At 69.7% G+C, this 23,611-nt stretch carries 15 protein-coding genes; 10 read left to right on the top strand and 5 right to left on the bottom strand.

Annotated features, from left to right (window positions below; all coding sequences use genetic code 11):
* Nucleotides 1-285 precede the first annotated feature (285 nt).
* The 4 genes from ACJ512_RS04760 to ACJ512_RS04775 form a co-directional block, all read right to left on the bottom strand.
* Nucleotides 286-1,146, bottom strand: coding sequence for a cyclopropane mycolic acid synthase family methyltransferase (locus tag ACJ512_RS04760; RefSeq protein WP_407685119.1), 861 nt, complete (start codon nt 1,144-1,146; stop codon nt 286-288).
* 91 nt (nt 1,147-1,237) lie between these two features.
* Nucleotides 1,238-2,155, bottom strand: coding sequence for an alpha/beta fold hydrolase (locus ACJ512_RS04765; RefSeq protein ID WP_407685118.1), 918 nt, complete (start codon nt 2,153-2,155; stop codon nt 1,238-1,240).
* Nucleotides 2,156-2,164: 9 nt separating this feature from the next.
* A complete protein-coding gene (locus ACJ512_RS04770; protein ID WP_407685117.1) occupies nt 2,165-3,511 on the bottom strand; it encodes an ABC1 kinase family protein in 1,347 nt (448 codons plus the stop codon).
* 52 nt (nt 3,512-3,563) lie between these two features.
* Nucleotides 3,564-4,154, bottom strand: coding sequence for a DinB family protein (locus ACJ512_RS04775; protein ID WP_407685116.1), 591 nt, complete (start codon nt 4,152-4,154; stop codon nt 3,564-3,566).
* A 29-nt stretch (nt 4,155-4,183) separates the two neighbouring features.
* Between ACJ512_RS04775 and ACJ512_RS04780 the strand changes: the two genes are divergently transcribed.
* The 5 genes from ACJ512_RS04780 to rplL all read left to right on the top strand — a co-directional run bounded on the left by ACJ512_RS04780 (nt 4,184) and on the right by rplL (nt 11,192).
* Entirely contained in the window at nt 4,184-8,362 is a 4,179-nt protein-coding gene (locus tag ACJ512_RS04780; protein ID WP_407685115.1) for a glycoside hydrolase family 38 N-terminal domain-containing protein, read from the top strand.
* Nucleotides 8,359-8,976, top strand: coding sequence for a DUF7158 domain-containing protein (locus ACJ512_RS04785; RefSeq protein WP_461479980.1), 618 nt, complete (start codon nt 8,359-8,361; stop codon nt 8,974-8,976). Before ACJ512_RS04780 ends, ACJ512_RS04785 begins: the two co-directional genes overlap by 4 nt.
* Nucleotides 8,977-8,981: 5 nt before the next feature.
* Nucleotides 8,982-9,917 (top strand): ROK family protein, encoded by a 936-nt coding sequence (locus ACJ512_RS04790; protein ID WP_407687650.1) that lies wholly within the window; start codon nt 8,982-8,984, stop codon nt 9,915-9,917.
* Between the two features lie 277 nt (nt 9,918-10,194).
* Complete coding sequence (rplJ, locus tag ACJ512_RS04795; RefSeq protein WP_407687649.1) at nt 10,195-10,767, top strand: 50S ribosomal protein L10; 573 nt, start codon at nt 10,195-10,197, stop codon at nt 10,765-10,767.
* 32 nt (nt 10,768-10,799) lie between these two features.
* Nucleotides 10,800-11,192 (top strand): 50S ribosomal protein L7/L12, encoded by a 393-nt coding sequence (gene rplL / locus ACJ512_RS04800; RefSeq protein WP_407687648.1) that lies wholly within the window; start codon nt 10,800-10,802, stop codon nt 11,190-11,192.
* A 54-nt stretch (nt 11,193-11,246) separates the two neighbouring features.
* On the opposite strand, the gene ACJ512_RS04805 is transcribed toward rplL, so the two are convergent.
* Nucleotides 11,247-11,960 carry a TetR/AcrR family transcriptional regulator gene (locus ACJ512_RS04805; protein WP_407687647.1) on the bottom strand — a complete coding sequence of 238 codons (714 nt, stop codon included), beginning with the start codon at nt 11,958-11,960 and terminating at the stop codon, nt 11,247-11,249.
* Nucleotides 11,961-12,031: 71 nt separating this feature from the next.
* On the opposite strand from ACJ512_RS04805, the gene ACJ512_RS04810 reads away from it, so the two are divergent.
* The 5 genes from ACJ512_RS04810 (at nt 12,032) to ACJ512_RS04830 (ending at nt 23,563) form a co-directional block, all read left to right on the top strand.
* Nucleotides 12,032-13,528, top strand: coding sequence for a carotenoid oxygenase family protein (locus ACJ512_RS04810; protein ID WP_407687646.1), 1,497 nt, complete (start codon nt 12,032-12,034; stop codon nt 13,526-13,528).
* A 139-nt stretch (nt 13,529-13,667) separates the two neighbouring features.
* Nucleotides 13,668-14,678 (top strand): ABC transporter ATP-binding protein, encoded by a 1,011-nt coding sequence (locus ACJ512_RS04815; protein WP_407687645.1) that lies wholly within the window; start codon nt 13,668-13,670, stop codon nt 14,676-14,678.
* Between the two features lie 404 nt (nt 14,679-15,082).
* Nucleotides 15,083-18,607 carry a DNA-directed RNA polymerase subunit beta gene (rpoB, locus tag ACJ512_RS04820; RefSeq protein WP_407687644.1) on the top strand — a complete coding sequence of 1,175 codons (3,525 nt, stop codon included), beginning with the start codon at nt 15,083-15,085 and terminating at the stop codon, nt 18,605-18,607.
* 34 nt (nt 18,608-18,641) lie between these two features.
* Nucleotides 18,642-22,592 carry a DNA-directed RNA polymerase subunit beta' gene (locus tag ACJ512_RS04825; protein ID WP_407687643.1) on the top strand — a complete coding sequence of 1,317 codons (3,951 nt, stop codon included), beginning with the start codon at nt 18,642-18,644 and terminating at the stop codon, nt 22,590-22,592.
* 212 nt (nt 22,593-22,804) lie between these two features.
* Nucleotides 22,805-23,563: a deoxyribonuclease IV gene (locus ACJ512_RS04830; protein ID WP_407687642.1), complete on the top strand. Its 759-nt coding sequence runs from the start codon at nt 22,805-22,807 to the stop codon at nt 23,561-23,563.
* Nucleotides 23,564-23,611 lie beyond the last annotated feature (48 nt).

A 23,611-nucleotide genomic window follows, 5' to 3' on the forward strand; every position in this document is an offset into this window, starting at 1 on the left:
CTGATTTACGTTCGCAGCGATGCTACCCAGCGGTCGCTTGTTTGCCAACGCGCCACGACGTCGGCCAGGGCGGGCGCCGATCGGGCGAGAATGGGCTCACCTGTCCGTGGGTGTCGGGGGTTGGCCGAAGACGAGGATCCCGGCCGTGAAAGCGCCAAGCCGTCGAAGATGCACGAGGCGGGCCGTCAGCGGCATGCGCGTCGGACGATCTGCGCGCCGCGCGAATCGTCGGCCGAACCCAAGGCGGCGCAGCGGGATCCGGCGGCGCGCGGTGGGCGCCCGCCCTCACTTCGTGAGCGTGTACTGGGCGACGTTGGAGATGCCCTTGCGGAACAGGCCCGCGCAGCCGGTGAGATAGCGCATGAAGCGGTCGTAGACCTCTTCGGACTGGATGGCGATGGCGCGTTCGCGGTTGGCCTCGAGGTTGGCCGCCCACATGTCGAGGGTTCGGGCGTAATGGGGCTGCAGGTATTGGACCTGCTCGATGGAGAACCCGCTGTGGTGTGCGTTGTCGACGATGTCGGGTTCGCCGCACATCTGGCCGCCGGGGAAGATCTCCTTGCCGAGGAAACGCAGGAAACGCAGGTCTGTCATCGTGATCGGGATGCCGTGCTCGTGCCAGTACGACTGCGGCCGCGTGAAGATGCTGTGCATCATCATCCGGCTGTTGTCGGGGAGCGTCTTGTAGGCCCAGTCCCAGAACACGGGCCACCGCTCCTTTTTGAACGCGTCGAAAGCCTCGAAACTGATGATCCGATCGACGGGTTCGTCGAACTCCTCCCAACCCTGCAGTCGGGCCTCGGCCCGCCGGGTCGTCGGGATCGCGGCCAGCCTATCTCTGGTGCGCGCGTAGTGATTTCGGCTGAGCGTGATCCCGATGACGTTGACGTCGTATTTCTCTAGGGCTCGGACCACGGCCCCGCCCCAGCCGCATCCGACGTCGAGCAGCGTCATCCCCGGCTCGAGGTGCAGCTTGTCCAGCCCCAGGTCCAGCTTCGCGAGCTGTGCCTCTTCCAGCGACATGTCGTCGCGCTCGAAGTAGGCGCACGTGTAGACCATGTTCGGATCGAGGAACAACGCGAAGAAGTCGTCCGAGAGGTCGTACGTCGCCTGCGACTCTTCGTAATAGGGTTTCAGGTCACTCATCGTCAACCATCCTTCCAACGCCACGATTTTGGCCCTGACAGAGTTCCCACGGAATTCGCTCCCAACCCCGTGAAAGCCCGGCCGACCGACCTCAGCGGGCCTCGGCGAAATTGCTCGTCAGCACGCCGATCAGCCGATCCCACAGTTGTTGAGGTAGGTCGTGGCCCATGCCGTCAAACAAGAATAGTCGCGCCCCGGTGACGGCGCGCGCAACGGCACGGCCCCCGGAGGGGCGCATCAGCTTGTCGGCCCGGCCGTGGATCACGACGGTCGGCGCACCGATGCCCCGGTTGTACCGCCTCAGACTGCCGGTGCCCAGGATCGCGCCGAAGTGCCGGGCGACGCCTTGCGGGTAGTAGCTGCGGTCGTAGCCCTCGGCGGCTTCCGCGCGGACCTGTTCCTCGGTGGCGCGGAAGCGCGGGCTGCCGATGATGTTGGTGACGCGCACGGCGTTGTCGATGATCACCTCGCGCGGTGAGCCCGGCGGTGGGCCCTTGAGGAGCGCCAGCAACGCGCGCGGGGCCGGCGGCGGCAGGAACGGGCGGTTGTTGCTGGAGAACAGGATTCCCAGCGTCCTGGTCCGTTCGGGGAACCGCGCCGCGAAGACCTGGGCGATCATGCCGCCCATCGACGCCCCCACGACGTGGGCGTGCTCGATGCCCAGGTGATCGAGCACCGCGGCGGCGTCGCCGGCCATGTCGTCCAGCGTGTAAGCCGCGTTGCTGCGCAGACCGACCCAGAAGCGGGCCAAACGGACCGCCAGCGGCTGCCCGGAGCCGCGATGCTCGGTCTTGCTGGACAGGCCGACGTCGCGGTTGTCGTAGCGGATGACCCGCAGCCCGTGCCGGACGAGCTTCTCGCAGAAGGCGGTCCGCCACAGCAGCAGCTGGGCGCCCAACCCCATGATCAGCAGCACGGGCGGATGGTCGATGTCGCCCATGTCCTCGTAGTAGAGCTTCAGGTCACCGGCGGGGGAGGGCGAGACGGCGTGCCCGCTACGTATTTCCATCGGTCTCGGTCAGGCCTCGAGGTCGGAGGAGTGCTCGCGGCTGAGCTCGACCATGAAGTTGGCGAAGTACCCCGTCAGCTGCGGGTCGGACATCATCTGCCACTTCGGCGCCAGCAACTTCATGTACCGCTCGACGTAGAGGAACTGCTTGCCGATCAGCACGAGCTCGCGCGGCAGCTTGACGTCGTAGGCGTCGGCCAGCGCCGAGAGCTGCCGGCCGATGTCGGCGTACGACAGGTCGCCCAGGGTCTGCAGCGTCAGCGGGGTGGCGAAGCGCTCCAGGTCCTTGGCGGCCTCGGCCTCGGGCTTCATCGCGCCGACCGCGCCCATCAGCACGACGATCTTGCCGGCCGCGGCGTGGTCCTTCTTGACCAGCAGCGCGTACACGAGTTCGCGCAGCAGCCAGCGGGTTCGCGGGTCGATGCGCCCCATGATCCCGAAGTCGAAGAACACGATCCGGCCCGCCTCGTCGACGTAGAGGTTGCCCGCGTGCAGGTCGCCGTGGAACAGCCCGTGCCGCAGGCCGCCCTCGAACAGGCTGAACAGCAGCGCCTTGACCAGCTCGGTTCCGTCGAAGCCGGCCTTGCGGATGGCGGCGGCGTCGTCGATGCGGATGCCGTGCACCCGCTCCATCGTCAGCACCCGGTCGCTGGTGAAGTCCCAGTGCACCTCCGGCACCCGGATGCCCTGGCCCAGCGGGGAGGCGTGCAGGTGGGAGACCCAGGCCTCCATCGACTGCGCCTCGAGGCGGAAGTTCAGCTCCTCGGCCAGGTTGTCGGAGAAGTCGGCGACCACGTCCTGCGCCGAGAGCCGGCGGCCCAGCTTGGCCAGTTCGACGGCCTGGGCGAAGCGCTTGAGGATCTGCAGGTCGGCGGCCACCCGGCGGCGGATGCCCGGCCGCTGGATCTTGACGACGACGTCCTCGCCGGTGTGCAGGGTCGCGTAGTGCACCTGGGCGATGGACGCCGACGCGAACGGCTTCTCCTCGAAGGTGGCGAATAGTTCGGCGGGTTCGCGGCCGAGCTCCTCGACGAACAGCTTGTGCACCTGTGCGTTGTCGGCCGGGGGCACGCGGTCCAGCAGGCCACGGAACTCGCGGGACAGCGATTCGCCGAACGCCCCGGGGCTGGACGCGATGATCTGTCCGAACTTCACGTACGTCGGGCCGAGGTCGGCGAAGGTCTGCGGGAGCTGCTTGATCACCTTCTGCTGCCACGGCCCCCGGCCCGGCAGCGTGGTGAGGAAGCGGGCGGCGGCGCGGGTGACCTGCCAGCCGGTGACGGCCACCCGGGCCGCTTCGGCCGGCAGGGGCACCCGGTCCAGCCTGGCCACCTCTCGGTGGTTGGTAGAGCTCATTCCAGCAGTCTGCCAAACCGGCGGTGTCAACTCCCAATCTCTGCGCGGCCGCTCACCGGCTCCAGGGCTTGACCCAGCCCTGGATTTCCCAGCCCTCCCGCGCGGCGACCAACTCGTACATGGTGGCGCCGTCGATGCTTTCGCGCACGATGTCGGCGTGCCCGGCGTGCCGGGCCAGCTCGTTGATCACGTGCAGGATCACCCAGCGCACCGACCAGGCCCGCTGGTTCTTCGGGAACCACGGGATGTCCTGCGGGACGGGCACGGCGGCGTCGAGGTCGGCGGTCTCGACCAGCCGCAGCGACGCCTCGTGCTGGGCTTCCAACGCCGCCAGCAGCCCGGCCAGCGTCTCGTCGGGCCGCATCACGTGCTGGTCGGCGAACTCCGCGGCGATCTCCTGGAACGGCCGGGGGTCCTTCGGTGGCGCGCCCGGCGCGGCGGCGACGCGGGCCATCCAGCTGCGCTGCATCCCGGTGGCGTGCTTGACCAGCCCGCCGATCGACAGGGCGCTGACCGACGGTGTGGACCGGGCCTGCTCGTCGCTGAGGCCGTGGGACACGGCGAAGTAGGCGCTCTGGTGGAAAGCCAGGAACTCGCGCAGGGCGCTTCGTTCGTCGGCGACGGGCGGGGCGAGTGCGGGCATGGGACGATCCTTCCCCGTAAGGTGCGGGCATGCAGGTGGTTTCGGCCGATGCGACTGAACTGTTCGTCGGGCCGCCGGATGCGCCGCTGCAACTGGTGCGGGTCACGGTTTCCGGGTGCACGCGCCCGATGCCGGTCCGCATCGACGGCGACGGCCTGCAGGGGGAAGCCGTCGCGGCCGCCGGGCAAGGGGTGGTCGAGGTTCCGGTGGTGGTGGAGCGGCCGGTGGTCGGCGAGCGGCGCGCCGCCCGCGTCCAGCTGTCGGCCAGGTCGTTCGAACTCAACTTCGAATTCGTGATAGCCGAGCCCGGCTGGACGATGTTCATGGTCAGCCACTTCCACTACGACCCGGTCTGGTGGAACACCCAGGGCGCCTACACCAGCGAGTGGACCGAGGACCCGCCCGGCCGGGCGCGCCAGCGCAACGGCTTCGACCTGGTACGCGCCCACCTGGAAACGGCCCGCCGCGATCCCGACTACAAGTTCGTGCTGGCCGAGGTTGATTACCTCAAACCGTACTGGGACACGCGCCCCGAGGACCGGGCCGACCTGCGCCGGTTCCTGGCCGAGGGCCGCGTCGAGGTGATGGGCGGCACCTACAACGAACCCAACACCAACCTCACCAGCCCGGAGACGACCATCCGGAATCTGGTGCACGGCATCGGCTTTCAACGTCACGTCCTGGGCGCCGACCCGGCCACCGCGTGGCAGCTCGACGTGTTCGGCCACGACCCGCAGTTCCCCGGGCTGGCGGCCGATGCCGGCCTGACGTCGAGTTCGTGGGCGCGCGGTCCGCACCACCAGTGGGGTCCGGCCCAGGGCGGTCCCGAGACCGGTGGGGTCGATCGCATGCAGTTCAGCAGCGAGTTCGAGTGGATCTCGCCGTCCGGTCGTGGCCTGCTCACCCACTACATGCCCGCGCACTATTCGGCGGGCTGGTGGATGGACTCCGCGAGCACGCTCGCCGAGGCCGAGGACGCCACCTACGCGCTGTTCGCACAACTCAAGCGGGTGGCGTTGACGCGCAACGTGCTGCTGCCCGTCGGCACCGACTACACACCGCCGAACAAGTGGGTCACCTCGATCCACCGGGACTGGGCCGCCCGCTACACCTGGCCGCGTTTCGTGTGCGCGCTGCCGCGGGAGTTCTTCGCCGCGGTGCGCGCCGAACTGGCCGGGCGCGGGTGTGCGCCGTCGCCGCAGACCCGCGACATGAACCCGATCTACACCGGCAAGGACGTGTCCTACATCGACACCAAACAGGCCAACCGGGCCGCCGAGAACGCCGTCCTCGCCGCCGAGCGCTTCGCCGTGTTCGCCGCGCTCGCGACCGGCGCCGAGTATCCGCAGGCCGCGCTGTCCAAGGCGTGGGTGCAGCTGGCCTACGGGGCGCACCACGACGCGATCACCGGATCGGAATCCGACCAGGTCTACCTGGACCTGCTGACCGGCTGGCGCGACGCGTGGGAGCTGGGCCGCGCGGCTCGCGACAACTCGCTGGCGCTGCTCTCGGAGGCGATGACCGGGGACGTGACCGTGTGGAATCCGCTGGCGCGGCAGCGCACCGACATCGTGACCGCCCGGCTCGACCGCGCCGCCGCACCGGGGGTGCGGGTGGTCGACGCCGACGGCGCCGAGGTGCCCGCCCACGTCGGGCACGACGGCCGGTCGATCACCTGGCTGGCGGCCGACGTGCCGTCGCTGGGCTGGCGTGCCTACCGCCTGCTCCCCGCCGGGGCACCGACGGGCTGGGAGCCCGTACCCGGATCGGAGATCGCCAACGAGCACTACCGGCTGGCCGTCGACCCGGCGCGGGGCGGGGGCGTGGCGGCGCTGTGGCACGGTGCCCAGCAGCTGATCGCCGACGGCCGGGTCGGCAACGAGCTGGCCGTCTACGAGGAGTACTCGTCGCACCCGACGCAGGGCGAGGGCCCCTGGCACCTGCTGCCCAGGGGTCCGGTGGTGTGCTCGGCCGGTTTCCCCGCGCGGGTGCAGGCCTACCGTGGCCCGCTCGGTCAGCGGCTGGTGGTCCACGGCCGCGTCGGCGCGCTGCTGCGCTACACCCAGACCCTGACGCTGTGGCGCGGCGTGGCGCGGGTGGACTGCCGCACCACCGTCGACGAGTTCACCGGTGCCGACCGCCTGGTGCGCCTGCGCTGGCCGTGCCCGGTGCCCGGCGCCATGCCGGTCAGCGAGGTGGGCGACGCCGTCATCGGGCGCGGTTTCGCCCTGCTGGGCGACCGGGAACGCTCGGTGGACACCGCACAGCACCTGTGGACCCTGGACAACCCGGCCTACGGCTGGTTCGGGCTGTCCGCGGCGGCCCGGGTACGGGCCGGGGCCGCCGCGCGGGCGGTGTCGGTGGCCGAGGTGGTCTCGCCCGACGAGACGAACTCCGCACCGCTGGCGCGCGAACTGCTGGTGGCGCTGGTCCGCGCCGGTGTCACGGCCACCTGCAGCGGCGCCGCCAAGCCGCGCTACGGCCACCTCGACGTCGACTCCAACCTGCCCGACGTGCGGATCGCGCTGGGCGGGCCGGCCCGCAACGTCTTCACCGCGGCCGTTCTCGCGCAGGCCGGCCCGGCATACTCCGCGGAACTCGACCGGCAACTGGCCGCGACCGGCCGGGCCAGGGTGTGGGTGCCGGCCGCGGCCCCGCTGGCGGTGGTCTGGGTGCCCGGTGCCGACCTGCGCCCGCCGCGGGCGCTGCCCGTGCTGGTGCTCGACGGCCGCGACGAGGAAAGCCTGCGCGCCGAGATCGCGGCGGTGGCCGAGGATCTCGCCGACGCCGAGATCGCCGTCGCGCAGCGGGCGCCGTCGGGGATGGGCCCCTGCGAAGACCGCACGGTCGCGCTGCTCAACCGCGGGGTGCCCAGCTTCGCCGTCGACATCGAGGGCACGCTGCACACCGCGCTGCTGCGATCCTGCACCGGCTGGCCGTCGGGCACCTGGATCGACGAGCCGCGCCGCACCGCGCCCGACGGCTCGAACTTCCAGCTCCAGCACTGGACACACGCCTTCGACTACGCGCTGGCCTGCGGCGACGGCGACTGGCGGCAGGCCGGAATCCCGGCGCGCAGCGCGGAATTCTCGCACCCGTTGCTTGCCGTCGTCGCCGGCGAGCGGGAGGCCGTGCTGCCGCCGGCGGGATCGCTGCTGCGCGCCGACCCCGCCGACGCGGTGCAGCTCGCCGCCCTCAAGGCGGCGGGCAACCCGCTGGCGGCGGGCAGCGCCCGGCCGGTCGACCCCGGCGCGGTGGCGTTGCGGTTGGTGCAGGCGACGGGGACACCCACCCGTGTGGCGCTGGGCTCCTCGATCGCCGCGATCACCGGCCTGCGCGCCGCCGACCTGCTGGAAGCGGCGGGCGAACCCGTCGACTCCGTGCACCTGCACGGCTATCAGGTGGCCACGGTGCTGGCGTGGCTCGAAACACCCCGGCTGTCGACGACTTCCGCCGCGCTGGCCCCGCACGCCGAGGCCGCCCAGCCCCTCTACGCGCGCTACTGGCTGCACAACCGGGGGCCGGCGCCCCTCGGTGGATTGCCCGCGGTCGCCCACCTGCACCCCACCCGGGTGACCGCCGACCCCGGCACGGAGGTGGTGCTGCGACTGACCGCGGCCGGCGACTGCAGCGATGCCGCACTGGACGGCGCGGTGACGGTGGTGTGCCCGGACGGTTGGTCGGCCACGCCGGGTGAGCTGCCCTTGGCGCTGGAGTCCGGCGGGCACCGGGAAGCCGACGTGACGGTGGCGATCCCGGCTCGCGCACGACCCGGGCTCTATCCGGTCCGCGCGCAGCTGCGCCTGGCAGGCGGCGAAATCCCCGCTGCGTGGCGTCAGGTGGTCGAGGATGTATGCGTGGTGGCGGTGGGCGGCGACGCCGATCTCGGCGGACTGGCCTATCTGTTGGACGGCCCCGCCGACGTCACGCTGCGCGCCGGGGACACGGCCCGGCTGGCGGTCACGGTCGGCAGCCACGCGCGGGCCGACGTGACGCTCGAGGCGCATCTGATCAGCCCGTGGGGCACCTGGGAGTGGCTGGGCCCGGCCGTGCGCGGCGCCGTGCTGCCCGCCGGCGGCACGATCGAGCTGGGCTTCGACGTGACCCCGCCGGCCTGGCTGGAGCCGGGCCGGTGGTGGGCCCTGGTCCGGCTGGGCTGTGCCGGGCGGCTCGTCTACTCACCGGCGGTGCAGGTGAGTGTGACATGAGCGGCCATCCGGTGGCCGCCGTCGGCGGCGCGCCCGTCGCGCTCGCCGACCTCGACGCGGCCGAGGCGCGGTTGCGCGCCGGTCCGGGTGCGGCGGCGCTGCCCGCCGCCGGTAGCAGCGAGGGACGTCAACTGCGGCGCTGGCTGACCCAGCTGATCGTCACCGAGCGGGTGGTCGCCGCCGAGGCCGGCGCGCGCGGACTCACCGCGGGCGGCGCCCCGACCGAGGCCGAGCTGCTGCCCGACGCCGCGGCCCGGCTGGAGATCGGCAGCGTCGCCGCCGCCGTGCTGGCCGATCCGCGCGCCCGAGCGTTGTTCGCCGATGTCACCGCCGGGGTCGCGGTGACCGACGACGACGTCGCCGCCTACCACGCCCGCAACCCGCTGCGGTTCGCCGCGCCGACCCCGGCCCCGCACGGCTGGCGGGCCCCCGCACTCGTCGGCCCGCCGCTGGCGGAGGTGCGGTGCGCGATCGCCGAGCACCTGCGGGGTGCCGCGCGCCGCCGCGCCTTCCGGATCTGGCTGGACGAGCGCCGCGCGGCGCTGGTCCGGCTGGGGCCCGGCTACGAGCATCCCGGGGACCCGCGCCAACCCGACAACACCCACCGGCACTGAGCGCCATGTACACCCTCTGCCTGGACATCGGGGGCACCAAGATCGCCGCCGGGCTGGCCGACGCCGCCGGCGCGCTGGTGCACACCGCGGTGCGCCCCACCCCCACCGGCGGGGTCGCCGAAGCGGTGTGGGACGCCGTCGCCGCGGCGATCGCCGACGTGCAGCGCGTGGCCGACGCTCCCGTCGGCGCCGTGGGCATCGCGTCGGCCGGCCCCGTCGACCTGCACCGCGGAACGGTCAGCCCCATCAACATCAAATGCTGGCGGCGCTTCCCGCTGCGCGACCGGGTCGCGGCCCTGATTCCCGGGGCGCCCGGCGTGCCGGTGCGGTTGGGTGGCGATGGCATCTGCATGGCCCTGGGCGAGCACTGGCGGGGCGCGGGCCGCGGGGCGCGCTTCATGCTGGGCATGGTGGTCTCCACCGGCGTGGGCGGCGGGCTCGTGCTCGACGGCGTGCCGTATGCCGGGCGCACCGGTAACGCCGGGCACGTCGGTCATGTGGTGGTCGAACAGGACGGGCGGCCCTGCACGTGCGGCGGCCACGGCTGCGTCGAGACCGTGGCGTCGGGGCCCTCGATGGTGCGCTGGGCGCGGGCACACGGCTGGTCCGCGCCGCCCGGTACCGGCGCCAGGGGTCTGGCCGCCGCGGCGGCGGCCGGGGATCCGGTGGCGCAGCGGGCCTTCCGCAGGGGCACCACCGCGCTGGCGGCGATGATCGCCTCGGTGGGCGCGGTGTGCGACCTGGACCTGGTCGTCGTCGGGGGAGGGGTCGCGAAATCGGGTTCCCTGCTGTTCGAGCCGCTGCGGGCGGCGCTGGCCGGCTACGCCGGCCTGGACTTCCTGGCCGGCCTGCGGGTGGTGCCCGCGGAGCTCGGTGGGGAGGCGGGTCTGGTCGGCGCGGGCCGGCTGGCCACGCTGGACCGGCCCCCCGCCGCGGCGTGAGTTCCGCGGTGGGCCCGTGGGCGGCGGTCCCCGGCGTGTCGGGCCGTTTTGGCCGACCGCGGGTGGCCGGGCTATCCTGATGGCCGATCCACCGAAGACCGTCGGTCACCGAGCAATCGGTCGAAGGTCCGGGAGCATCCCGGCGGCCCGCGCAGGAGGACGAGGCATCATCGCCGGCGCGCTCCGGTGCACCGTTGACGCCCCGGCCGCTGCTGCGCCGGGGCGTTCGTCGTTCTTCCGGTGGGTCACATGGACACGACCACACCAGGAGGTATGCATGGCCAGGGCTGACAAGGCCACCGCCGTTGCAGACATCACCGAGCAGTTCAAGGGCTCGACTGCCACCCTGATCACCGACTATCGCGGCTTGACGGTGAGCAACCTGGCCGAGCTGCGCCGGTCGCTGGGGGCCTCGACCACCTACTCGGTCGCCAAGAACACGCTGATCAAGCGGGCTGCGTCGGAGGCCGGGATCGAGGGCCTCGACGAGCTGTTCGTGGGCCCGACGGCCATCGCGTTCGTCACCGGCGAAGCCGTCGACGCCGCCAAGGCCCTCAAGACCTTCGCCAAGGAGCACAAGGCGCTGATCATCAAGGGCGGCTACATGGACGGCCGCGCCCTGACGGTCGCCGAAGTCGAGCGCATCGCCGACCTCGAGTCTCGCGAGGTGTTGCTGGCCAAACTGGCCGGCGCCATGAAGGGCAACCTCGCCAAGGCGGCCGGACTGTTCAACGCCCCGGCCTCGCAGATCGCCCGGCTCGCGGCCGCGCTGCAGGAGAAGAAGGCCTCGTCCGCACCCGCTTCGGAAGCCCCCACCGAATCTTCCGAGACCCCGGCCGAAGCCGAATAAACCCCAAACCGAAATCAGGAAGGACCCACACCATGGCAAAGATGTCCAGCGACGAACTGCTCGACGCGTTCAAGGAAATGACCCTGTTGGAGCTCTCGGACTTCGTCAAGAAGTTCGAGGAGACCTTCGAGGTCACCGCGGCCGCCCCGGTCGCCGTCGCCGCGGCCGGCCCGGCCGGTGGTGGCGCCCCCGCCGAGGCCGCCGAGGAGCAGTCCGAGTTCGACGTCATCCTCGAGGGTGCCGGCGACAAGAAGATCGGCGTCATCAAGGTCGTCCGCGAGATCGTCTCGGGCCTGGGCCTCAAGGAGGCCAAGGACCTGGTCGACGGTGCCCCCAAGCCGCTGCTGGAGAAGGTCGCCAAGGAGGCCGCCGAGGAGGCCAAGGCCAAGCTCGAGGCCGCCGGCGCCAGCGTCACCGTCAAGTAGTTCGTCACCGCGAAGCCCCCGGCGCCGCCCTGCGGTTCCGGGGGTTTCGCGTGCTCAGGGCGCGCCGGTCGCCGCCCGCTGCGACCGTCGCACCCGTTCGGGCGAATCCCCCAGCGAGACGAGCAGGTTCGTCGTCATCGTGCCCAGCACCGGCCCGACGACCGCGCCGTCGCCGCCGAAGTAGCCGGCCAGTTCGAGCATCACGAACCCGTGCATCAACGTCCAGAACTGCGCCGCCGTCGCCACCACGCCGGCGTCGCCGGCGGGCTCGTCGGCGTGGGTCGGCCCCGCCGCGATCCGCCCGGCCGCCATGCACCGGTGCACCCCCCGGACCACGTGCGCGAAGCTGGGGTGGTGCTGTTCGATCTCGGCGACCGTCAGGTTCAGGACGTTGCGCGCCGGGGCGTTGATGCCGTGTGCGCTGGTGCTGCCGAACATCAGCCGGTACATGTGGGGCCGTTCGATCGCATAGCGCCGGTAGGCCAGGCCGGTGGCCAGCAGGTCGGCCACCGGGTCGTCGGTCTGCGGCGCCGCCAGCGCCGCGTCGAACTGGCGCAGCCCCTCCTCGGCGACCGCGGCGATGAGCCCGCGCATCCCGCCGAAATGGGTGTACACCGCCATCGTCGAGGTGCCCGCGGCGCCGGCGACCTTGCGGGTCTGCAGCGCGTCGGGCCCGTCCTCGTCGAGCAGGCCGACGGCGGCGACCAGCATCTCCTCGCGGACACCGCCGACGCTGCGCTGCCGTGCCGAAGTCGTCTCCGAAGCCATCCTTGTCATCTTCTCACCCGAGGCGTACGGTTCCGATAACGCTGAAATAACAATGTTATAGGAGCTCGGCCATGACTTCCGCCCCGCCCGCTTCCGCCCGGACCGCCGAAAACCACAATCCCTACCTCGAGGGCTTCCTCGCGCCCGTGCGTGCGGAGCTGACCGCGACCGACCTGGAGGTCACCGGACACATCCCGGAGTACCTCGACGGGCGCTACCTGCGCAACGGCCCCAACCCGGTCGCCGAGGTCGACCCGGCCACCTATCACTGGTTCAGCGGCGCCGGCATGGTGCACGGGGTGGCGCTGCGCGACGGGAAGGCCTGCTGGTACCGCAACCGCTGGGTGCGCAGCCTGTCGGTGTGCGCCGCCCTCGGCGAGCCGGCGCCCGGCCGGCTCGACCCGCGGGCGGGCATGCTGGCCCTGGGCGCCAACACCAACGTGCTGACCCACGCCGGAAAGACCTTGGCCCTGGTGGAGGGCGGGATCGCCAACTACGCACTCACCGACGAGCTCGACACGGTGGGCACGTGCGACTTCGACGGCACGCTGGCCGGCGGCTACACCGCGCATCCGCACCGCGACCCGATGACCGGCGAACTGCACGCGGTGTCCTATTCGTTCGGCCGCGGACGCACCGTGCAGTACTCGGTGATCGACACGGCCGGCCGCGCCCGCCGGACCGTGGACATCGAGGTCTCCGGGTCGCCGATGATGCACGACTTCTCGTTGACCGACAAATACGTGGTGATCTACGACCTGCCGGTGACCTTCGACCCGGCGCAGGTGTTGCCCGCCTCCGTGCCGCGCTGGCTGTCGCTGCCCGCCCGGCTGGTGCTGCAGTCGCTGATCGGGCGCGTCCGGGTGCCGGGCCCGGTCAACGCGGTGATGAACCGCAGCCCGCGGCACTCCGACCGGATGCCCTACGCCTGGAACCCCCGCTATCCCGCCCGCATCGGCGTCATGCCCCGCGAGGGCGGCAACCGCGACGTGCGCTGGTTCGACGTCGAACCCTGCTACGTCTACCACCCGCTCAACGCCTATTCCGAGATGCGCGACGGCGCCGAGGTGCTGGTGCTCGACGTGGTGCGCTATGCGCGGATGTTCGACCGCGACCGGCACGGCCCGGGCGAGACGGCGCCCACGCTCGAGCGGTGGACCGTCAACCTGGCGTCCGGCGCGGTGGGCACCGAAACCCGAGACGGTCGGCCCCAGGAGTTTCCCCGCATCAACGAGACCCGGCTCGGGGTGCGGCACCGGTTCGGCTACACCATCGGCGCGTACTTCGCGGACCGCTCGTCGGCGCTGTACAAGCACGACTACGCGACGGGCTCCACGACGACGGCCGCGCTCGACCCCGACCTGCTGATCGGGGAGGTGTGTTTCGTGCCCGACCCCGCGGCGGACGCCGAGGACGACGGCATCCTGATGGGCTACGGTTACCACCGCGGCCGCGACGAGGGGCAACTGCTGTTGCTCGACGCCCAGACGACCGAGCCGGTCGCCACCGTGCACCTGCCGCAGCGCGTACCGATGGGGTTCCACGGCAACTGGGCACCGGCCCGCTGACCCGGGGCGGTCTCGGGTGGGCCACTTTTGTCCCGCGGGGCCGCGCAACCGCGATGCCACGCCTCAGGCGTGCGCTACAGTGACTCAAGCCACACAAACGGGCAGGTGGTGGGCACACGCGAGGACGGAAGGATCCCCCATGGGCGTCGCTATCGAGGTCAACGGACTCACGAAGTCCTTCGGGTCCTCGAGGATCTGGGAAGACGTGACGCTGGATATCCCCCCCGGGGAGGTCAGCGTCCTGCTCGGACCGTCGGGTACCGGCAAGTCCGTGTTCCTGAAGTCCCTCATCGGGTTGCTGCGCCCGGAGCGCGGCTCGATCACCATCGACGGCACCGACATCATGCAGTGCTCGGCGCGCGAGCTGTACGAGATCCGCACGCTGTTCGGCGTGATGTTCCAGGACGGCGCGCTGTTCGGGTCGATGAACCTGTTCGACAACGCGGCGTTCCCCCTGCGCGAGCACACCAAGAAGAAGGAAGGCGAAATCCGTGACATCGTCATGGAGAAGCTTTCGCTGGTGGGCCTGGGCGGCGACGAGAAGAAGTTCCCCGGCGAGATCTCCGGTGGTATGCGCAAGCGCGCCAGCCTGGCCCGGGCGCTGGTGCTCGACCCGCAGATCATCCTCTGCGACGAGCCGGACTCCGGTCTGGATCCGGTCCGCACCGCATACCTGAGCCAGCTGATCCTGGACATCAACGCCCAGATCGACGCCACCGTGCTGATCGTGACGCACAACATCAACATCGCGCGCACCGTCCCGGACAACATGGGCATGCTGTTCCGCCGCAAGCTGGTCATGTTCGGGCCCAGGGAAGTCCTGCTGACCAGCGACGAGCCGGTCGTGCGGCAGTTCCTCAACGGCCGCCGCATCGGGCCGATCGGCATGTCCGAGGAGAAGGACGAGGCCACCATGGCCGAGGAGCAGGCCGCGCTCGAGGCCGGCCAGCACGCCGGCGGTGTGGAGGAGATCGAGGGCGTGCCGCCGCAGATCGTGGCGTCCCCGGGCATGCCGGAACGCAAGGCGGTGGGGCGTCGCCAGGCACGGGTGCGCGAGATGCTGCACACGCTGCCCAAAAAGGCTCAGGCCGCGATCCTCGACGACCTCGAGGGCACCCGCAAGTACCAATCCCACGAGTTCGGCGACTGAGGGCTGGGCACGGCCGGGTTTCGGCGACATTTCGCCGCAACTTGCCGCCCCGCCCCCTTGACGGCGCGGCCCAAACGGGTCAATCTGTTGGTCAGCATGTGTCCACGGGAAAGTCGAGATGCCAGCCAGCGCCGATGCCCCCAAGGGCTGGTAGTGATGGGTAGTTGAGGAATGCGCCGTCCTGAGCTATTGTTGGACGTTGCGCTGGCTACCTCCTGCCCACCTCACCCGCCACTGACACTGTGGTCCTAGGTTGAGTCGCCCTTTGCGGCTCAGCTGTCTAGTTGCGTGCGTGAGATCCGGACAGATCGTTCGCCAGCCCTAACGAAACAGTTTCGCGGCGAACAGGCCCGGTGGCCGCCGGTTCCACCAGTGAGTCGCACGAGGTGCTGGAAGGATGCATCTTGGCAGATTTCCGCCAGAGCAAGACGGATCGCCCACAAAGTTCCTCTCATGGAAGTTCCTCGAACGGCTCCGTGCCCGGGGCTCCAGACCGGATCTCCTTCGCCAAGCTGCGCGAACCCCTCGAGGTTCCGGGGCTGCTCGACGTTCAGACCGACTCGTTCGAGTGGCTGATCGGATCGCCGCGCTGGCGGGAGTCGGCGCTCGCCAGGGGTGAGGCCAAGCCGGTGGGCGGCCTCGAAGAGGTGCTCTACGAGCTGTCGCCGATCGAGGACTTTTCCGGCTCGATGTCGCTGTCGTTCTCCGACCCGCGCTTCGACGAGGTCAAGGCGCCGGTCGACGAGTGCAAAGACAAGGACATGACGTACGCGGCCCCGCTGTTCGTCACGGCCGAGTTCATCAACAACAACACCGGCGAGATCAAGAGCCAGACGGTGTTCATGGGCGACTTCCCGATGATGACCGAGAAGGGCACCTTCATCATCAACGGGACCGAGCGTGTGGTCGTCAGCCAGCTGGTGCGCTCACCCGGCGTCTACTTCGACGAGAGCATCGACAAGTCCACCGAGAAGCTGCTGCACAGCGTCAAGGTGATCCCGAGCCGGGGTGCGTGGCTGGAGTTCGACGTCGACAAGCGCGACACCGTCGGGGTGCGCATCGACCGCAAGCGCCGCCAGCCCGTCACCGTGCTGCTCAAGGCGCTGGGCTGGACCAACGAGCAGATCACCGAGCGCTTCGGCTTCTCCGAGATCATGATGTCGACACTGGAGAAGGACAGCACCGCGGGCACCGACGAGGCGCTGCTGGACATCTACCGCAAGCTACGCCCGGGCGAACCCCCGACCAAGGAGTCCGCGCAGACGCTGCTGGAGAACCTGTTCTTCAAGGAGAAGCGCTACGACCTGGCCCGCGTCGGCCGCTACAAGGTCAACAAGAAGCTGGGCTTGAGCGCCGAGCCGGCCCAGACGTCGTCGACCACGCTGACTCAAGAGGACGTCGTCGCCACCATCGAGTACCTGGTTCGCCTGCACCACGCCCGTACGGATGGCCAGCCCGCTGTTATGACCGTGCCGGGCGGGGTCGAGGTGCCGGTGGAGACCGACGACATCGACCACTTCGGCAACCGCCGGCTGCGCACGGTGGGTGAGCTGATCCAGAACCAGATCCGGGTCGGCATGTCCCGGATGGAGCGGGTGGTCCGCGAGCGGATGACCACCCAGGACGTCGAGGCGATCACGCCGCAGACCCTGATCAACATCCGGCCGGTGGTGGCCGCGATCAAGGAGTTCTTCGGCACCAGCCAGCTGTCGCAGTTCATGGACCAGAACAACCCGCTGTCGGGTCTGACCCACAAGCGCCGCCTGTCGGCGCTGGGGCCGGGCGGTCTGTCCCGCGAGCGCGCGGGCCTGGAGGTCCGCGACGTGCACCCGTCGCACTACGGCCGCATGTGCCCGATCGAGACCCCGGAGGGTCCGAACATCGGCCTGATCGGCTCGCTGTCGGTCTACGCCCGGGTCAACCCGTTCGGGTTCATCGAGACGCCCTACCGCAAGGTCGTGGACGGGGTCGTCACCGACGAGATCCACTACCTGACCGCCGACGAGGAGGACCGCCACGTCGTCGCCCAGGCCAACTCGCCGATCGCCGAGGACGGCCGGTTCGTCGAGTCGCGCGTGCTGGTGCGCCGCAAGGCGGGCGAGGTGGAGTACGTGGCCTCGTCCGAGGTGGACTACATGGACGTCTCGCCGCGCCAGATGGTGTCGGTGGCCACCGCGATGATCCCGTTCCTCGAGCACGACGACGCCAACCGTGCCCTGATGGGCGCCAACATGCAGCGCCAGGCGGTTCCGCTGGTGCGCAGCGAGGCGCCGCTGGTGGGCACCGGCATGGAGTTGCGCGCCGCGATCGACGCCGGTGACGTCGTCGTCGCCGACAAAGCCGGGGTGATCGAGGAGGTGTCCGCCGACTACGTCACCGTGATGGCCGACGACGGCACCCGGCACACCTACCGGATGCGCAAGTTCGCGCGCTCCAACCACGGCACGTGCGCCAACCAGTCGCCGATCGTGGACGCCGGCGACCGGGTCGAGGCCGGCCAGGTCATCGCCGACGGCCCGTGCACCCAGAACGGCGAGATGGCGCTCGGCAAGAACCTGCTGGTGGCCGTCATGCCGTGGGAGGGCCACAACTACGAGGACGCGATCATCCTGTCCAACCGCCTCGTCGAGGAGGACGTGCTGACCTCGATTCACATCGAGGAGCACGAGATCGACGCCCGCGACACCAAGCTGGGCGCCGAGGAGATCACCCGGGACATCCCGAACGTCTCCGACGAGGTGCTCGCCGACCTGGACGAGCGCGGCATCGTGCGCATCGGCGCGGAGGTCCGCGACGGCGACATCCTGGTCGGCAAGGTCACCCCGAAGGGGGAGACCGAGCTGACTCCCGAGGAGCGGCTGCTGCGCGCGATCTTCGGCGAGAAGGCCCGGGAGGTCCGCGACACCTCGCTGAAGGTGCCGCACGGCGAGTCCGGCAAGGTGATCGGCATCCGGGTGTTCTCCCGGGAGGACGACGACGAGCTGGCCGCGGGTGTCAACGAGCTGGTGCGCGTCTACGTGGCGCAGAAGCGCAAGATCTCCGACGGCGACAAGCTGGCCGGACGGCACGGAAACAAGGGCGTCATCGGCAAGATCCTGCCGGCCGAGGACATGCCCTTCCTGCCCGACGGGACCCCGGTGGACATCATCCTCAACACCCACGGGGTGCCGCGACGGATGAACATCGGCCAGATCCTGGAGACCCACCTCGGGTGGGTGGCCAAGTCCGGCTGGAATATCGAGGGTTCACCGGAGTGGGCGGCCAACCTGCCCGAGGAGCTGCTGCACGCCGAGCCCGACCAGATCGTCGCGACCCCGGTGTTCGACGGCGCCAAGGAGGAGGAGCTGCAGGGTCTGCTCTCCTCCACGCTGCCCAACCGCGACGGCGAGGTGCTGGTCAACGGCGACGGCAAGGCGAGGCTGTTCGACGGGCGCAGCGGCGAGCCGTTCCCGTACCCGGTGACGGTGGGCTACATGTACATCATGAAGCTGCACCACCTGGTGGACGACAAGATCCACGCCCGCTCCACCGGGCCGTACTCGATGATCACCCAGCAGCCGCTGGGCGGTAAGGCCCAGTTCGGTGGCCAGCGCTTCGGCGAGATGGAGTGCTGGGCGATGCAGGCCTACGGCGCGGCGTACACGCTGCAGGAGCTGTTGACCATCAAGTCCGACGACACCGTCGGCCGGGTCAAGGTCTACGAGGCGATCGTCAAGGGCGAGAACATTCCCGAACCCGGCATCCCCGAGTCGTTCAAGGTGCTGCTCAAGGAGCTGCAGTCGCTGTGCCTCAACGTCGAAGTGCTGTCCAGTGACGGCGCGGCGATCGAGCTGCGCGAGGGCGAGGACGAAGACCTCGAGCGGGCCGCGGCAAACCTGGGAATCAACTTGTCGCGCAACGAATCCGCGTCCGTCGAGGACTTGGCTTAATAGTTACCAAACCCGAAAGGGGAAAGGGAGTTACGTGCTAGACGTCAACTTCTTCGATGAACTCCGTATCGGCCTGGCCACCGCGGAGGACATCAGGCAATGGTCGTACGGCGAGGTCAAGAAGCCCGAGACGATCAACTACCGCACGCTCAAGCCCGAGAAGGACGGCCTGTTCTGCGAGAAGATCTTCGGACCGACTCGCGACTGGGAGTGCTACTGCGGCAAGTACAAGCGCGTCCGGTTCAAGGGCATCATCTGTGAGCGCTGCGGCGTCGAGGTGACCCGCGCCAAGGTGCGCCGGGAGCGGATGGGCCACATCGAGCTGGCCGCACCCGTCACGCACATCTGGTACTTCAAGGGCGTGCCCTCGCGGTTGGGCTACCTGCTGGACCTGGCGCCGAAGGATCTCGAGAAGATCATCTACTTCGCGGCGTACGTGATCACCTCGGTCGACACCGAGATGCGGCACAACGAGCTCTCGACGCTCGAGGCCGAGATGATGGTGGAGCGCAAGGCCGTCGAGGACCAGCGCGACGCCGACCTGGAGGCGCGCGCGCAGAAGCTCGAGGCCGACCTGGCCGAGCTGGAGGCCGAGGGCGCCAAGGCCGACGCGCGGCGCAAGGTGCGCGACGGCGGCGAGCGCGAGATGCGCCAGCTGCGTGACCGCGCGCAGCGTGAGCTGGACCGGCTGGACGACATCTGGAACACCTTCACCAAGCTGGCCCCCAAGCAGCTCATCCTCGACGAGAACCTGTACCGGGAGATCGTCGACCGCTACGGCGAGTACTTCACCGGCGCCATGGGCGCGGAGTCGATCCAGAAGCTCATCGAGAACTTCGACATCGACGCCGAGGCCGACATCCTGCGTGACGTCATCCGGAACGGCAAGGGGCAGAAGAAGCTTCGTGCGCTCAAGCGGCTCAAGGTGGTCGCGGCGTTCCAGCAGTCGGGCAACTCCCCGATGGGCATGGTGCTCGACGCGGTCCCGGTGATCCCGCCGGAGCTGCGGCCCATGGTTCAACTCGACGGTGGCCGGTTCGCGACGTCGGACCTCAACGACCTGTACCGGCGGGTGATCAACCGCAACAACCGGCTCAAGAGGCTGATCGACCTCGGTGCCCCCGAGATCATCGTCAACAACGAGAAGCGGATGCTGCAGGAGTCCGTCGACGCGCTGTTCGACAACGGCCGCCGCGGCCGGCCGGTCACCGGGCCGGGCAACCGCCCGCTGAAGTCGCTGAGCGATCTGCTCAAGGGCAAGCAGGGCCGGTTCCGGCAGAACCTGCTCGGTAAGCGTGTGGACTACTCGGGCCGTTCGGTCATCGTGGTCGGTCCGCAGCTCAAGCTGCACCAGTGCGGCCTGCCCAAGCTGATGGCCCTCGAGTTGTTCAAGCCGTTCGTGATGAAGCGGCTCGTCGACCTCAACCACGCGCAGAACATCAAGAGCGCCAAGCGCATGGTGGAGCGTCAGCGCTCGCAGGTGTGGGACGTGCTCGAAGAGGTCATCGCCGAGCATCCGGTGCTGCTGAACCGCGCGCCCACCCTGCACCGCCTGGGCATTCAGGCCTTCGAGCCGATGCTGGTGGAGGGCAAGGCGATTCAGCTGCACCCGCTGGTGTGTGAGGCGTTCAACGCCGACTTCGACGGCGACCAGATGGCCGTGCACCTGCCGCTTTCCGCGGAGGCCCAGGCCGAGGCCCGCATCCTGATGCTGTCGTCCAACAACATCCTGTCGCCGGCGTCCGGCCGCCCGCTGGCCATGCCGCGACTGGACATGGTGACCGGGTTGTACTACCTGACCACCGAGGTCCCCGGCGACAAGGGCGAATTCGTCGCGGCCGCCAAAGACAGCGCGGAGTCGGGCGTGTACGCCTCGCCGGCCGAGGCGATCATGGCGTTCGACCGCGGCGTGCTGTCGGTGCGGGCCAAGATCAAGGTGCGGCTGACCCAGCTGCGCCCGCCGGCCGAGATCGAGGCCGAGGTCTTCGGGGTCAACGGATGGCGGCCGGGCGATGCCTGGACGGCGGAGACCACGCTGGGCCGCGTGCTGTTCAACGAGCTGCTGCCGCACGGCTATCCGTTCGTGAACAAGCAGATGCACAAGAAGGTGCAGGCCGCGATCATCAACGACCTGGCCGAGCGCTACCCGATGATCGTGGTCGCGCAGACCGTCGACAAGCTCAAGGACGCCGGCTTCTACTGGGCGACCCGCAGCGGGGTGACCGTGTCGATGGCCGACGTGCTGGTGCCGCCGCGCAAGAAGGAGATCCTCGATCACTACGAGGAGCGTGCCGACAAGGTCGAAAAGCAGTTCCAGCGTGGCGCTTTGAACCACGACGAGCGCAACGAGGCGCTGGTGGAGATCTGGAAGGAAGCCACCGACGAGGTCGGCCAGGCGCTGCGCGAGCACTACCCCAGCGACAACCCGATCATCACGATCGTCGACTCGGGCGCCACGGGTAACTTCACCCAGACCCGCACGCTGGCCGGCATGAAGGGCCTGGTGACCAACCCCAAGGGTGAGTTCATCCCGCGCCCGGTCAAGTCCTCGTTCCGCGAGGGTCTGACCGTGCTGGAGTACTTCATCAACACGCACGGCGCCCGGAAGGGCTTGGCGGACACCGCGTTGCGTACCGCTGACTCGGGCTACCTGACCCGTCGTCTGGTGGACGTGAGCCAGGACGTCATCGTCCGCGAGCACGATTGCGAGACCGAGCGCGGTATCCTCGTCGAGCTGGCCGAGCGTCAGCCCGACGGCACACTGATCCGCGACCCGTACATCGAAACCTCTGCGTACGCCCGGACTTTGGGCGCCGACGCGGTCGACGAGAAGGGCAACGTCGTTGTCGCGCGTGGCGAAGACCTGGGTGACCTGTCGATCGACGCCCTGCTTGCCGCGGGCATTACGCAGATCAAGGTGCGCTCGGTGCTGACCTGCACCACCGGCACCGGGGTGTGCGCGACGTGCTACGGCCGGTCGATGGCCACCGGCAAGCTGGTCGACATCGGCGAGGCCGTCGGCATCGTCGCGGCGCAGTCCATCGGCGAGCCCGGCACGCAGCTGACCATGCGCACCTTCCACCAGGGTGGTGTGGGTGAGGACATCACCGGCGGTCTGCCCCGTGTGCAGGAGCTGTTCGAGGCCCGCGTCCCGCGCGGCAAGGCGCCCATCGCCGACGTCACCGGGCGGGTCCAGCTCGAGGACGGCGAGCGCTTCTACAAGATCACCATCGTTCCCGACGACGGGGGCGAGGAGGTCGTGTACGACAAGCTCTCCAAGCGCCAGCGGCTGCGTGTGTTCAAGCACGAGGACGGTTCCGAGCGGGTGCTCTCCGACGGTGACCACGTCGAGGTGGGCCAGCAGCTGATGGAGGGCTCGGCCGACCCGCACGAGGTGTTGCGCGTGCAGGGCCCCCGCGAGGTGCAGATCCACCTGGTCCGCGAGGTCCAGGAGGTCTACCGCGCCCAGGGTGTGTCGATCCACGACAAGCACATCGAGGTGATCGTCCGCCAGATGCTGCGCCGGGTCACCATCATCGACTCGGGTGCGACGGAGTTCCTGCCCGGTTCGCTGATCGACCGTGCCGAGTTCGAGGCGGAGAACCGACGGGTGGTGGCCGAGGGCGGCGAGCCCGCCGCCGGCCGTCCGGTGCTGATGGGTATCACGAAGGCGTCGCTGGCCACCGACTCGTGGCTCTCGGCGGCGTCGTTCCAGGAGACCACGCGGGTGCTGACCGATGCGGCGATCAACTGCCGCAGCGACAAGCTCAACGGTCTGAAGGAGAACGTGATCATCGGGAAGCTGATCCCGGCCGGTACCGGCATCAACCGCTACCGCAACATCGCGGTGCAGCCCACCGAGGAGGCCCGGGCCGCGGCGTACACGATCCCGTCCTACGAGGATCAGTACTACAGCCCGGACTTCGGTCAGGCCACCGGTGCCACGGTTCCGCTGGACGACTACGGCTACAGCGACTACCGGTAGTTGCCGCGAAAATGCCCCGGGTTACGCCCGGGGCATTTTCGCGCGCACCTCGAGCGGGGTGGCTTGCTTTCTCGCCGGTATGGGGCGAAAGTCCGGGAAGCCGCCTCATGATCCGCGAAACCGATAGCGCCGGTGATATCGGTTTCGAAAGTCGCCGCATGGTCCCGAGCGCGCCGTCGCCGGTGTAGACACCCGTCACTACACTGGCCGCCATGCTCATCGGTTCGCACGTCAGCCCCCGGGACCCGCTGGCCGCCGCGCAGGCCGAGGGCTCCGACGTCGTCCAGATCTTCCTGGGCAACCCGCAGAGCTGGAAGGCACCCAAGCCGCGCGAGGACGCCGCGGCGCTCAAGGCCGCCAAGCTGCCCATCTACGTCCATGCGCCGTATCTGATCAATGTCGCCTCGGCCAACAACCGGGTGCGCATCCCGTCGCGCAAGATGTTGCAGGACACCTGCGACGCGGCCGCCGACATCGGCGCCGCCGCGGTGATCGTGCACGGCGGCCACGTGGCCGACGACGCCGACCTCGAGGAGGGCTTTCAGCGCTGGGCCAAGGCCCTGGATCAGTTGCAGACCACCGTGCCGGTGTACCTGGAGAACACCGCCGGCGGCGACCACGCGATGGCCCGCCACTTCGACACCATCGCCCGGCTCTGGGATGTCATCGGCGACAAGGGGATTGGCTTCTGCCTGGACACCTGCCACGCGTGGGCGGCCGGCGAGGCGCTCGTGGATTCCGTGGACCGCATCAAGGCCATCACCGGTCGCATCGATCTGGTGCACTGCAACGATTCCAGGGACGCCGCGGGCTCGGGCCGGGACCGCCACGCCAACCTGGGCAGCGGACAGATCGACACCGACTTGCTGGTCGCGGCGGTCAAGGCCGCCGACGCGCCGGTCATCTGCGAAACCGCCGAGGCGGGCCGCAAGGACGACATCGCGTTCCTGCGGGAGCAGACCGCCGGCTGAACCGCTGTTACACCTCTTGTGCGGTTGTCGAGAAAATGTAACATGGGG

The organism is Mycobacterium cajalii, from assembly GCF_045809005.2.
GTDB lineage: Bacteria > Actinomycetota > Actinomycetes > Mycobacteriales > Mycobacteriaceae > Mycobacterium.

Coding starts and splice junctions, on each gene's coding strand:
- rplL (WP_407687648.1), top strand. CDS start 10,800: ATGGCAAAGATGTCCAGCGACGAACTGCTCGACGCGTTCAAGGAAATG.
- ACJ512_RS04805 (WP_407687647.1), bottom strand. CDS start 11,960: ATGGCTTCGGAGACGACTTCGGCACGGCAGCGCAGCGTCGGCGGTGTC.
- ACJ512_RS04760 (WP_407685119.1), bottom strand. CDS start 1,146: ATGAGTGACCTGAAACCCTATTACGAAGAGTCGCAGGCGACGTACGAC.
- rplJ (WP_407687649.1), top strand. CDS start 10,195: ATGGCCAGGGCTGACAAGGCCACCGCCGTTGCAGACATCACCGAGCAG.
- ACJ512_RS04775 (WP_407685116.1), bottom strand. CDS start 4,154: ATGCCCGCACTCGCCCCGCCCGTCGCCGACGAACGAAGCGCCCTGCGC.
- ACJ512_RS04810 (WP_407687646.1), top strand. CDS start 12,032: ATGACTTCCGCCCCGCCCGCTTCCGCCCGGACCGCCGAAAACCACAAT.
- ACJ512_RS04765 (WP_407685118.1), bottom strand. CDS start 2,155: ATGGAAATACGTAGCGGGCACGCCGTCTCGCCCTCCCCCGCCGGTGAC.
- ACJ512_RS04790 (WP_407687650.1), top strand. CDS start 8,982: ATGTACACCCTCTGCCTGGACATCGGGGGCACCAAGATCGCCGCCGGG.
- ACJ512_RS04830 (WP_407687642.1), top strand. CDS start 22,805: ATGCTCATCGGTTCGCACGTCAGCCCCCGGGACCCGCTGGCCGCCGCG.
- ACJ512_RS04770 (WP_407685117.1), bottom strand. CDS start 3,511: ATGAGCTCTACCAACCACCGAGAGGTGGCCAGGCTGGACCGGGTGCCC.
- ACJ512_RS04815 (WP_407687645.1), top strand. CDS start 13,668: ATGGGCGTCGCTATCGAGGTCAACGGACTCACGAAGTCCTTCGGGTCC.
- ACJ512_RS04785 (WP_461479980.1), top strand. CDS start 8,359: ATGAGCGGCCATCCGGTGGCCGCCGTCGGCGGCGCGCCCGTCGCGCTC.
- ACJ512_RS04780 (WP_407685115.1), top strand. CDS start 4,184: ATGCAGGTGGTTTCGGCCGATGCGACTGAACTGTTCGTCGGGCCGCCG.